Below are 12606 nucleotides of genomic sequence, written 5' to 3'. Positions count from 1 at the left end.
TAATACGTAACTAAACAATGTTTGACTTTCCTCCATGCGGTGATTTGCAGTAGAATTCGCCACTTATCTCTTAATATTAGCCATGAAATTGGAGCAAAACCGATGTCAGATGTCAGCCAAGCGTTTGCCGAGTTAAAACGCGGTAGTGATGAAATCTTACTGGAAGAAGAATTACTGGAAAAGTTAAAGCAAGGTAAACCTCTTAAAATTAAGGCGGGCTTTGATCCAACGGCACCTGATTTACATTTAGGCCATACGGTATTAATCAATAAATTGCGTCAGTTTCAGCAACAAGGGCACGAAGTGATTTTCCTGATCGGTGATTTCACTGGCATGATAGGTGATCCTACCGGTAAAAATGTCACCCGTAAGCCGTTAACCAAAGAAGATGTGCTGGCAAATGCTGAAACTTATAAAGAGCAGGTATTTAAAATTCTTGACCCAGCAAAAACCCGAGTGGAATTTAACTCCAGCTGGATGGAGCAATTAGGGGCTGCCGGCATGTTAAAACTGGCGTCTCGTCAAACCGTTGCTCGGATGATGGAGCGTGATGATTTTAAAAAGCGTTATACTAATGGCCAATCGATTGCTATCCATGAATTTATGTACCCATTAGTGCAGGGCTGGGATTCTGTTGCGTTAGAAGCTGATGTTGAACTTGGCGGTACCGATCAAAAGTTCAACCTATTAATGGGCCGCGAACTGCAAAAATCTGAAGGGCAACGTCCGCAAACTGTATTAATGATGCCATTACTCGAAGGCTTAGATGGCGTGCAGAAGATGTCAAAATCATTAGGCAATTATATTGGTATTACCGATACGCCAACGGAAATGTTCGGTAAAGTGATGTCGATTTCTGATGAGCTGATGTGGCGTTATTTTGATTTATTAAGCTTTAAACCGCTGGAAGAAATTGCTGCTTATAAAGCAAAAGTAGCTGAAGGGGCAAATCCACGTGATGTCAAAATTGATCTGGCGAAAGAACTTATTGCGCGTTTTCATAGTGAACAAGCTGCCGAAGCTGCGCATCAAGAGTTTATTAATCGTTTTCAAAAAGGCGCGTTGCCAGATGATATGCCAGAGCTGACATTAGCAGCAGAAAATGGTGAGATTGCTATTGCCAATTTATTAAAAGAAGCTGGCCTAGTGGCAAGTACTTCCGAGGCAATGCGAATGATCAAGCAGGGAGCTGCGAAAATAGACGGTGAAAAAGTAACGGATAATAAGTTGATGATCGATCAGGGGGCGACTGCCGTTTATCAAGTAGGTAAACGAAAGTTTGCCAAAGTTACGGTCAACTAACAGCCATTTGTTGATATCTGAAAAGCCAGTCTAATATGACTGGCTTTTTTTATGCCCAGGAAGTACAGCATATTACGACTTTATCGATAAACAGGTGTGTATATACAAACAGCTCTTAACTTGAATGAGTTTCGTCAGCTTTTTTTACATTTGTTTTAACTATTAAGATAGGCTTTAAATTAAGTGTTTGAATTTTAATTATTAATATAACTGGAATGTAATATGCTTTAACTTATTAATGATTAACAAGCGTCTAACGATCGCCAATTTTATTACTTTGTAGTCGACGATAGGGTATTCAGATGGAATCATCAAAAAACAGAGATCCATTAATTGAAAGGCGTAGTCACGATAGTGACTATCAGTCCTTATGGACAGAGCTTACTTTAGCACAAAAGTTTTCTGCCAGTAGTTTATCAAAGTACGGCTACGAACTGGCGTTTATCAGGCATTCCACTGCGGGTAATATTGCCGTAATGCTGCTTGACGATAATGCTTCAACAATCAGTAGTGATGGCATGATCGATTCGTCACCTGATATTATTATTCGCTAGCAGCTAAGTTAAATAAATCCATACTCTATATAGGGTTACTATTTTTTATTTGATCTAAATCATATCTCAATAACTGAACTCTCTTCTTAATCTTATTCTTTGATCTAAGTCATCTTCTGCTCTCATTTGAAGCGTAGTATGTGCGACATATTGTCGCAGTTTACTGATTTCTTGGTTGTGGGATAAAGGTTGAAATGAATAAAACGCTGTTATTTAATCGCCGTATAATATTAGCCATGCTGATGATTATTAGCATACTAATCCCTGCCCATGCACTTTTTGTTAGCCCTCCTAAAGATCCTATTCCCCTTATCCATGAAATTTTTCCAGAGTTGACCAAAATCGGTGAAAAGCAAGGTGAGCCATTAACGTGGACCATTTATAAAGGTGATGAAATTATTGGTTATGCGTTTGAAACCAATGATATAGCCAAAATACCAGCATATTCTGGTGAACCAGTAAATATGCTGGTCGCTATTGATCCTAAGGGCGTTTATCTCGGCGCTAAAGTTTTAGAACACCACGAACCGATTATTTTGGCGGGTATTCCTGAAACTAAATTGTATGAGTTTGCCGATCAATATCCCGGCTTGTCTGTTAGCGACCGTTTAAAAGTAGGTGGTAGTAAACAAGGTGGCACTACGCATATCGATGGCTTATCTGGTGCTACTGTGACCGTGATGGTGATGAACGTTGCTATTGTTAAATCAGCAACTAAAGTGGCACGTGCACTTGGTATCATTAAAGCCGATCAACAGATCATTCAGCCAATGGCGACCATCTATCAGGATGTCTATCAGAAAACAGATTGGCAAACCTTAGTCGGGGATGGCTCTATTAGACGCCTATACCTCAACCGTAAAATGGTCGATGAAGCGTTTTTTGGCACCGCTGCTGAACATATAGGTCAAGCGTTGCCAGAACAAAAAGATGAGATGTTTGCTGAGATCTACTTTGCTCAACTCAATATACCTAGCATAGGCAAAAACTTATTAGGTGAATCGGAATATCAATGGTTAACGAAAACGCTACAACCTGGCGAGCATGCGATCGCCGTGATGGGAAATGGCTATTCTTATAAGGGCTCAGGGTATGTGCGTGGTGGTATCTTCGATCGTCTTCAGGTCTTACAAAACGGTGACGCAATTGCCTTTCGAGACTTAGATCATACTCGCCTTACTGATTTGTATATCGATGGTGTTCCTGAGTTTCGTGAAATGTCGATATTTATCATTCGCGAACATCACGCATTTAATCCAGGTGTCGATTGGCAGCTGGAGTTATTAGTGCGTCGGCAAACAGGTGCGGTGGATAGCATTTTCACCAGCTTTAAAGGGGATTATCACACCTTAGATAAATACGTTGATCGTCCAACGGTGATCTTGCCAGAGCCGGAATTGACGTTGACTCAGCAAGTTTGGCAGGAAAAAAATCTCGAAGTGATGATTTTAGCTGGGTTAATGGTGATATTACTGGCGACGCTGTTTTTGCAAGATATCTTAGTCAAGCATCCAACGTTTTTGCATAATTTTCGTCATGGTTTTTTAATCGTTACTGTGGTTTTTATTGGCTGGGTTTGGGGCGGACAATTATCCGTAGTGAATGTCTTCACTTTCCTGCAAGCCTTTATGTCTGAATTTTCCTGGGATTTGTTTTTACTGGATCCGGTGATTTTTATTTTATGGTGCGCGGCTGCGGTCACCATGATCTTATGGGGCAGAGCGGTCTATTGTGGTTGGTTATGCCCGTTTGGTGCGTTGCAAGAACTACTCAATGTCTTTGCTCGCTATATTAAAATTCCACAAATCGAACCACCGTTCGCCGTTCATGAACGCTTGTGGGCAATTAAATATTTAATTTTATTAGGACTGTTTGGCCTGTCGCTTGACTCATTAGCAATGGCTGAACAGTTTGCAGAAGTTGAGCCTTTTAAAACCACCTTTTTACTAAAATTTGACCGTGAGTGGCCATTTATCGCTTGGGCATTATTGCTGCTGGTTATCAATTTGTTTAACCGCAAGTTCTTTTGTCGCTACCTATGTCCGCTTGGTGCGGCGCTTTCTGTGGGTAATAACGTCAAACTGTTTAATTGGCTTAAACGTCGTCCTGAATGTGGCAAGCCCTGTCAAACCTGTGCCAAAGAATGTGAGATTCAGGCGATTCACCCTGATGGCACTATCAATATGCGCGAGTGTCATTATTGTCTGGATTGCCAAATTACCTATTTTAATGAGCAAAAATGTCCGCCGCTTAAGAAGCTGGCACGAAAGAAAAATCGTTTTAACGAGCAAAACAAAGAAAATGAGATACCGACGGTTAATGTCGCTTAATCGGCCAATTGAAAAAGAAAAGAAAATAATAGTGGAGAAAGAGTATGAGCAATGAAAAACATGATGTTAATGATCTAGAGTTAGAAAACGAAGACAGACGTAAATTTTTTGGTAAAACTGCGCTATTAGGGGCCGGTGCGGTTGCTGCTCCTATGACTGCCGCAATGTTCTCGTCGATGGCGCAAGCCCGCGCCAAAGAAGCAGGTAACAGCCCATTTGTTCATCCGGGCGATCTCGATGAATACTATGGCTTCTGGTCAGGTGGTCACTCGGGTGAAGTACGTATTATGGGCATTCCATCGATGCGTGAATTAATGCGTATTCCGGTGTTTAATACTGATAGTGCAACTGGCTGGGGGTTAACCGATGAGTCTAAGCGTATTAAAGGCGACAGTGCTCACTTGTTAGCAGGTGATTCGCACCATCCTCATATGAGTATGACTGATGGCCGTTATAACGGTAAGTATGTCTTTATCAATGATAAGGCCAATACCCGTGTAGCCCGTATTCGTTGTGATGTTATGAAGTGTGACAAGATGATCACTGTACCAAACGTGCAAGCGATTCATGGTTTACGGGTACAAAAAGTACCATATACCAAATATGTTATTTGTAATGGTGAATTTGAAATTCCAATGAACAATGACGGTAAGGCGAGCTTAGAAGACGTCAGCACTTATCGCTCATTATTTAACGTCATTGATGCGGAAACCATGGAAGTGGCTTTCCAAGTCATGGTTGATGGTAACTTAGATAATACCGATGCAGATTATGATGGTAAGTATTTCGCCTCTACTTGTTACAACTCAGAAATGGGTATGAACTTAGGTGAGATGATTTCTGCTGAACGTGACCATGTGGTGGTCTTTAGTTTGGCTGCCTGTGAAGCTGCGGTAAAAGCAGGTAAATTCAAAACCTACAATGGTAATAATATTCCAGTACTTGATGGTCGTAAGGGTTCTAATTTAACCCGTTATATTCCTGTGCCTAAATCTCCTCACGGTATGAATACTTCACCAAATGGTGAATACTTTGTCGCAAATGGTAAATTATCACCAACAGTTTCTATCATCTCGATTAAGAAACTGGATGATTTATTCGCCAACAAGATCAAACCACGTGACGCGATTGTTGCTGAACCAGAATTAGGCTTAGGGCCATTACATACAGCGTTTGATAACAAGGGGAATGCTTACACTACCTTGTTCCTCGATAGTCAGATTGCAAAATGGAATGTTGAAGATGCGATTGCTGCCCACAATGGCAAGAAAGTGAACTACATTCGTCAAAAATTGGATGTGCATTATCAACCGGGTCATAACCATACGTCACAAGGTGAAACTCGTGATGCGGATGGTAAATGGTTGATATCTTTATGTAAGTTCTCGAAAGACAGATTCTTACCAGTTGGTCCATTACGCCCGGAAAATGATCAATTAATTGATATTTCTGGTGACGAAATGAAACTCGTACATGACGGCCCAACCTATGCGGAACCACATGACTGTATGATAGTACATCGTAGCCGTATGAAGCCTAACAAGCTGTGGACCCGTGATGATCCTATCTTTGCTGAAACTTTAGCCCAAGCGAAACGTGACGGTGTTAACCCGATGACGGATAACAAGGTCATTCGTGACGGTAACAAGGTCCGTGTTTACATGACCTCGGTGGCGCCAACCTTTGGGTTGGAATCATTTAAAGTGAAGTTGGGTAATGAAGTGACGGTTATTGTGACTAACTTAGACATGGTTGAAGATGTTACCCATGGTTTCTGTATGACTAACCATGGTGTACAAATGGAAATTGGTCCACAGGCGACTTCTTCAATCACCTTTACCGCCGACAAGCCAGGTGTTCAGTGGTACTACTGTAACTGGTTCTGTCATGCATTACACATGGAAATGCGCGGCCGTATGCTGGTTGAAGCCTAATTTTTATCGCAAATAAAAATCAAAAAGGAGCATAGCAGTATGCTCCTTTTTCTTTTTTTAGCTAGGTTAGGTTCCCGATAGCTGTTGCTAGGTAAACAAGCAAGACGTTGCGAGTCCTTTCATGGAAGCTCAACACCAGCATCCATGCTGGTGATGCTTGCTCTTATTACCATGGCAACATCTTTATTTACTAATGGGCTAAATTTATAGCCACCAATAATAGGAATATAAATTTTAGCTAACGTAAATCGATATCGTGTTCGATATAAGCTTTTAGGCACATTAGCATATGCATCCAGCCACCACAGTTTTCATGAGAGGCGGTTAAACCTTGTGAGTCTTGTGGCCAGCCTTGTTCACTAATGGTTACTAAGGTTTCATCGTCACTAACGGTTTCAAAGGCGATAATAACTGTCACATCGTAGCTTTCACCTTGAGTTTTCTGCCATGCTTTAGCATCTAGGCTTAGTGTGATTCGTTGATTATTTAGCACTTCTTTGACAATAACTGGATAATTTCCCCATTGCTGCCAATGCCAAATCACTTGTTGACCAGGGATTAAGTTATCACTGCTTTCATCTGCGAAATACCTGATGATATGCTGCTTTTCTACTACCGCTTGGAAGACTTCGCCCAGTGGTTTTAAAATTTTCGTACTGACACTGTAGTTAGTTAGCATAGCAAGCCTCTTGCACTTAATGATAAATATGTTATAAATTTATAACATATTTATCAATTGGTCAATGTTGAACGCGAAGATGAGCACAAAAGAGCAGCAGGACGATAAAGTTTTTAAAGCATTGGCGGCCAGTGATCGACGAAAAATACTAGATCTGCTGCGGGATGGTCCAATGCTGACGGGGGATATCTGCCAGCAAATGGCATGGTTAAGTCGTTGTTCGGTGTTACAGCATTTAAAGGTATTAGCCAGCGCGCAATTGATCGTACAGCAAAAGCAGGGGCGAAACTGCTGGAATACTTTGGATATCAGTCCAATTCAGGGAATTTATCAACGTTGGATTAAAGACTATGCTGCGCCGGCAGCTAATTTTCTGCATCTGTTGAAACAGGATCTTGAGCAAGATTAACCTGTGCTAACTTTGCTCGACCTAGTTACTTTAAATAGACGCTAAGTTGTTCGTCGCTAAGTTAATATTGTTTAATCAAGATCAAAGGAGAGTGTCACAATTGCTGATAGGATAGTTTTAGAAAATCGCAATGGAAGATAGCTCTTGGTATTAATAGCAAAAATACAGAGGGGTTTCCTGTTTAGTCTGGCATTTGTGGTCGCAATATCGGTAACGAATGTTGCTCTGGCGCAGCAGTTTGAAATCTCTGCTCAAGATAATTTACAGCAAAGGCTGGATCAGGCGGCTGATGGCGATATTTTGCGACTGGCACCGGGACGTTACTCGGGTAATTTTGTCATTAAGCATAGTATTACCTTGTTAGGGCAGCCGGGAGTTATCATTGACGCTCAAGGTCAGGGGCATGGGCTACTATTACAAGCATCAGATATTCACATAAAAAACCTTAACATTATTAACTGGGGCCAGGATCTGACAGCACAAAATGCGGGTATTTATTCTGATAGTCAGTCTCAGCGTATTTTAATCGAAAACAATCAGTTAAAAGGTGATGGCTTTGGTATCTGGTTGCAAAAATCTGATGATTCACAAGTGATAGGCAACACCATTGAGGGCAATCTTAATTTACGCTCTGCCGATCGCGGTAATGGTATTCAATTGTCGATAGTTAAAAATGTCGTCGTTCGCGATAACGAAGTTTTTCATACCCGCGATGGCTTATACATCATCTCCAGTCAGCAAAATACTCTGGAAAACAATACCATGCATGATCTTCGCTATGGTGTGCATTACATGTACTCTCATAGTAACAAGGTATTAAATAATCATGCTTATAATACCCGTGCGGGTTATGCCTTAATGAGTTCCCGTCACTTAGTAGTCGATGGTAATACTAGCCACAATAGCGAAGATTATGGCTTCTTAATGAATTTTATTACCTATTCGCAAATTAGTCATAACCGTATTAAAAATGTCTGGACCAAACCCGAACATAAAGTATTAGGCCGTGATGGTAAGGGATTGTTTGTTTATAACTCTGCCTATAACACCATTAACGATAACCTGATTGATACAGCGGAAATTGGTATTCACTTAACCGCAGGTTCTGAAGGCACTAAGGTCTATGGTAATAGCTTTATTAACAATCCGACTCAGGTGAAATATGTCTCCAATAAGAAACAGGAATGGAGTCAGCAGCAACAGGGCAATTACTGGAGTAATTATCTGGGTTGGGATATGGATAATGACCGTATTGGTGATAGCGCGTTTGAGCCGAATGACGGTATCGATAAATTATTATGGCAATACCCTGAAATGAAAATGTTAATGGACAGCCCCGCAGTGCTTATTTTACGTTGGGTACAAAAACAATTTCCGGTATTAAAACCACCTGGAGTGAAAGACAGCTATCCATTGATGACTTCACCGCATTTGCAGCAGCAAGATAAGGTATTTACCCATATGAGTGTCAAAGCGGGTGTTAAAACTGCGTTGCAACCCGTAACGGATAAAGGTGATTAGATGACACATTCAGTAAACGATTCCCGGTTAGTGACGTTAAAGCAAGTCGGTAAGCATTATCCCAAGCTCATTGCACTTGATTCAATTGATATGCATCTTGATCAAGGCGAAGTTTTAGGATTGTTTGGTCACAATGGCGCTGGTAAAACCACTATGATGAAACTGATCCTAGGGGTGATCTCACCAAGCTCAGGTCAGGTGGAAGTTATGGGGTGTGCCCCTGATTCAAAAACTGCCTGGCATATGCGGACGAGAATAGGTTATCTGCCGGAAAATGTTAGTTTTTATGAACAGCTTACTGGGCTTGAAGTACTCACTTACTTTGCCCGATTAAAAGGCTATAGTAAAAAACATGCTATGGCGTTGCTGGAACAAGTCGGCATCACCTATGCGATGAAACGCCAAGTGAAAACTTATTCTAAAGGCATGAGACAAAGGTTAGGTTTGGCTCAGGCATTTATAGGTCAACCTAAGTTGTTGTTATTGGATGAGCCAACTGTCGGCTTAGATCCAATTGCGACTGCTGAGTTTTATCAAACGGTTGATCAGCTTAAAAGTCAGGGCACCAGTGTCATTCTATGTTCCCATGTATTACCCGGGGTTGAACAACATATTGATCGGGCAATGATTTTATCTTCGGGTCACTTATTGGCATCCGGTAGCTTAGCAGAGCTTAGGACACAAGTAGATTTACCGATACGTATTAAACCGTATGGTTTAAATGGCACGCTTAGGCAAGATGCACAGTTAATGCAATATTTAACAGGTGAAAATACGCAGGATATTTTGCTCGTGCCAGAAAAAGATAAACTGGCAATCTTGCGTCAGTTATTATCTTATCCATCATTACAAAATATTGATGTTGAGCCCGCTAATCTGGAGCAGGTTTATCAACATTATTTGATGCAACACCAGCATCAAAACCAGCACGATACAGCAGCGGAGCATAGAGAATGAAACAAATTTTAGCTGTTGCCAGTAAAGAATTTTGCGATGGCCTGCGTAATCGCTGGTTATTGTCGATTACCGCAATATTTGCTGTTTTATCGATTGGACTGACCTATGTTGGCGCTGCGGCATCAGGTGTGGTCGGGATCGCATCGCTATCAACTACAGTAGCAAGTTTATCAAGCTTAGCGGTGTTTCTTATTCCGTTAATTGCTTTATTGTTAAGTTATGACAGTTTTGTTGGTGAGCAGGAAAGTGGCACTTTATTGTTACTGCTCACTTACCCGTTAAGTAAAACTCAGCTGTTACTGGGAAAATTTTTAGGGCAGGGCAGCATTATTGCCCTGGCGACTTTACTTGGTTTTGGTAGTTCAGCGATAGTATTGTATCTGCAAACCAATGATAGCTTAGTGTTCACAACGTTTTTTACCTTTATACTCAGTGCCGTGTTGTTAGGGTTAAGCTTTACTGCCATTGCTTATTTGATCAGTTTATCGGTCGCAGAAAAATCTAAAGCAGCGGGGTTAGCACTAATCACCTGGTTTTTATTTGCTCTAGTGTTTGACTTAGGTTTACTCGCACTATTGGTGGGAATTGAACAAGGGATCAGCCAACAAGGTTTAACTCAGCTTATGATGCTCAACCCTTCCGATATTTTCCGTTTAGTGAACCTTGCGGGGCTAGATAGTAGTGATGTTAATGGTGCGCTGGCAATAGCGATTAAATCCAGTTTATCGCAACAACAGTTATTTGTCTTGCTGCTTAGCTGGGTCATTATGCCGTTAGTATTGGCAAATTTTATTTTTAAGAAGAAGAAATTGTAATGAAAATCTTAACTACTTTTCCATTATTCATTCTGTGCCTGTTAGTGGCTTGTTCACAACCTGATGAAAATAAACATCAGCAGCAACAGTCGGTAGCGATTGAATCAAACGATGAATGCCACTTGTGTGGCATGTTGATAGCAAATTTTTCTGGTCCAAAAGCTGAACTTTATCGACAAGGGATCACGGAAAAAGAAAGCAATAAAATCCATAAATTTTGTTCGACTCGGGACATGTTCAGTTTTTATCTCGATCCAGAAAACAAACGCAATGTTACCAGTATCTACGTGCATGATATGAGTAAATCACCTTGGGATGAGCCGAATGACAGTTACTTTATCGATGCCAAAACTGCCTGGTTTGTTGCAGGTTCTGATAAAACAGGGGCTATGGGGCCGACTCTGGCGAGCTTTGCTAAACAGCAAGACGCTCAGCAGTTTGCTCAGCAGTTTGGTGGTCAGGTGTTGGCGTTTGAACAAGTTGACTTAGCGGTATTAATGGAATAATTGCTATAACCATTGACGCTTGATATTTTACTGGGCTAGGCTAGCAGCTAAACGATATCATATTAAGCCTGGATGCGATTATTTAAGCTGCTCATTTTTTTGTTATTATTACCTGCTGTTACTTCCTGTAGCGGTCGCTTGCCAGCATCGGCGAAATATAGTCGCTATTATGATTTTTCTGCGATTAAAAGTTATAGCACTTTTGATCGTAATTCTGCATTTAGCGAATACCAAAATATCAGTGATGCTACCCGTAATAGCATTGAGCTTGCGATTGAGCAGGCGCTGGACTCACTAGGGTATAGTTATCAAAGTAGTGAGCAAGCGGATATTCTGATCAGTTATCATTTGATCAATAAATCAAAAGAGCTAAAAAAATATAATCGTGGCGTCAGTTTCTGTCGTCCCTGTTTAACGCTGAGTGACCGAGATAACCGTCAAAAAACATGGCGAATGCAGCCGGGCAGTTTGATTCTTGACGTTGTTAGTCGTGACAGTCATCGCTCTGTTTGGCGCAGTGTGTATCCATTAGATATAAAAGAACAAGATAATAGTTTCGAGGTACAAGAAAAAATCCAGACGGTAATTAAGCATATGTTAACTAGTTTTCCGTTACACGCATCACCTAGTTAATTGTTTATCAGAGGGATTTGCAGATGTTGAAATGGTTAATTATCTCAACCGGGGTTTTGGTGACTTTAAGCATGGTGTTATTGGGGCTGGGTAAATTATTGCACGATAATGAGCAGCGGGTGACTGAAATTAAAGCACAAGGTGTTCGCTCTGCTGAGGGGAATTCAAAATCTGCCGCCAGAGCTGAGCTGGTTATTAGTGATGGAAATAGCAGCCAGAGCAAGACGTCGATAACGAAAAATATTATTCGACAAAATTTAACTTGTATCAGCGATGAGCAATGTGTATTGATACAGGCGCAATTTGCTGATCTCACCTGTGATATAGCGATTAATACTATCGGGGCGGCAATTTTGGCAAAAACTGCGTCTGATCAATCATTGGCAGGAAAATGCCCTGAGGTTCCACCATCTGCTGGTGCGAGATGTCAGGCTAATTTATGTGTTATTAGCAAATAAAAATACGCTAACCTTAACGTCTGAATGCCGCTATAATAACGAAAAATTGAAAAACTGGACTGATATGAATTTCCCAAATGATGAAACCGGCCAGGTATTAGCAGAGATGCAAGATGCTGGAATTGACTTAGCTGCTGAGCACAAAGTGGTTTTTTTTCAATTATTTGAAAAGAAAGAACAGGCGATGGCAATGGCTGAACATTTAGCGGCCAAAGCGCCTGAGATCATCGTCGATCTTCACCCTGACCAAACGCCTAATGTTTGGGATTTAGATTGTACTTTAGTGATGGTGCCCAATTATGACACCATTGTCGCTCAGGAAGCGCAGTTTGAACAAATTGCTCGCCAGTTTGACGGTTACAATGATGGCTGGGGGATTGAAGCCTAATATTTTATAATCACTATCGTCTTTTCACTTTTCCACCATTCACTTACAAAAATAAACATTTTTTGCACATTTCTCTAACAGCAGTATTAGTTAGCATATCCGAGAATACATTCACTGTGA

At 41.0% G+C, this 12606-nt stretch carries 13 protein-coding genes; 12 read left to right on the top strand and 1 reads right to left on the bottom strand.

Going from position 1 to position 12606, the window contains the following annotated elements; translation table 11 throughout:
- Positions 1-102 precede the first annotated feature (102 nt).
- From tyrS to nosZ, 4 genes are all read left to right on the top strand, one after another.
- The gene (tyrS, locus tag QQK06_RS06650; protein ID WP_284243885.1) at positions 103-1302 is read left to right on the top strand and encodes a tyrosine--tRNA ligase; all 1200 of its coding nucleotides are present in this window, start codon (positions 103-105) and stop codon (positions 1300-1302) included.
- A gap of 302 nt (positions 1303-1604) precedes the next feature.
- Positions 1605-1856 carry a hypothetical protein gene (locus QQK06_RS06645; RefSeq protein WP_284243884.1) on the top strand — a complete coding sequence of 84 codons (252 nt, stop codon included), beginning with the start codon at positions 1605-1607 and terminating at the stop codon, positions 1854-1856.
- Between the two features lie 194 nt (positions 1857-2050).
- Positions 2051-4186 (top strand): transcriptional regulator NosR, encoded by a 2136-nt coding sequence (gene nosR / locus QQK06_RS06640; protein ID WP_284243883.1) that lies wholly within the window; start codon positions 2051-2053, stop codon positions 4184-4186.
- Positions 4187-4230: 44 nt separating this feature from the next.
- Entirely contained in the window at positions 4231-6120 is a 1890-nt protein-coding gene (nosZ, locus tag QQK06_RS06635; RefSeq protein ID WP_284243882.1) for a TAT-dependent nitrous-oxide reductase, read from the top strand.
- Between the two features lie 238 nt (positions 6121-6358).
- Here nosZ and QQK06_RS06630 read toward each other — a convergent pair whose 3' ends face one another.
- Positions 6359-6799, bottom strand: coding sequence for an SRPBCC domain-containing protein (locus QQK06_RS06630; protein ID WP_284243881.1), 441 nt, complete (start codon positions 6797-6799; stop codon positions 6359-6361).
- A gap of 79 nt (positions 6800-6878) precedes the next feature.
- Between QQK06_RS06630 and QQK06_RS06625 the strand changes: the two genes are divergently transcribed.
- The 8 genes from QQK06_RS06625 to QQK06_RS06590 all read left to right on the top strand — a co-directional run bounded on the left by QQK06_RS06625 (position 6879) and on the right by QQK06_RS06590 (position 12486).
- Positions 6879-7208: an ArsR family transcriptional regulator gene (locus tag QQK06_RS06625; RefSeq protein ID WP_284243880.1), complete on the top strand. Its 330-nt coding sequence runs from the start codon at positions 6879-6881 to the stop codon at positions 7206-7208.
- 153 nt (positions 7209-7361) lie between these two features.
- Positions 7362-8729, top strand: coding sequence for a nitrous oxide reductase family maturation protein NosD (locus tag QQK06_RS06620; RefSeq protein WP_431313656.1), 1368 nt, complete (start codon positions 7362-7364; stop codon positions 8727-8729).
- Positions 8730-9686 (top strand): ABC transporter ATP-binding protein, encoded by a 957-nt coding sequence (locus QQK06_RS06615; RefSeq protein ID WP_284243879.1) that lies wholly within the window; start codon positions 8730-8732, stop codon positions 9684-9686.
- On the top strand, positions 9683-10501 hold the full coding sequence (locus tag QQK06_RS06610; protein ID WP_284243878.1) for an ABC transporter permease: 819 nt from the start codon (positions 9683-9685) through the stop codon (positions 10499-10501). Before QQK06_RS06615 ends, QQK06_RS06610 begins: the two co-directional genes overlap by 4 nt.
- On the top strand, positions 10501-11007 hold the full coding sequence (locus QQK06_RS06605; RefSeq protein WP_284243877.1) for a nitrous oxide reductase accessory protein NosL: 507 nt from the start codon (positions 10501-10503) through the stop codon (positions 11005-11007). Before QQK06_RS06610 ends, QQK06_RS06605 begins: the two co-directional genes overlap by 1 nt.
- A gap of 99 nt (positions 11008-11106) precedes the next feature.
- Complete coding sequence (locus QQK06_RS06600; protein WP_284243876.1) at positions 11107-11640, top strand: DUF4136 domain-containing protein; 534 nt, start codon at positions 11107-11109, stop codon at positions 11638-11640.
- 23 nt (positions 11641-11663) lie between these two features.
- Positions 11664-12098 (top strand): hypothetical protein, encoded by a 435-nt coding sequence (locus tag QQK06_RS06595; RefSeq protein WP_284243875.1) that lies wholly within the window; start codon positions 11664-11666, stop codon positions 12096-12098.
- Complete coding sequence (locus QQK06_RS06590) at positions 12082-12486, top strand: ribonuclease E inhibitor RraB (protein WP_284243874.1); 405 nt, start codon at positions 12082-12084, stop codon at positions 12484-12486. The genes QQK06_RS06595 and QQK06_RS06590 overlap by 17 nt, the downstream gene beginning before the upstream one ends.
- The last annotated feature ends 120 nt before the right edge of the window (positions 12487-12606 follow it).

This window comes from Thalassotalea insulae (assembly GCF_030161395.1).
GTDB classification, from domain to species: Bacteria; Pseudomonadota; Gammaproteobacteria; order Enterobacterales; family Alteromonadaceae; genus Thalassotalea_E; species Thalassotalea_E insulae.
This window is presented reverse-complemented; position numbering and strand designations above follow the sequence as displayed.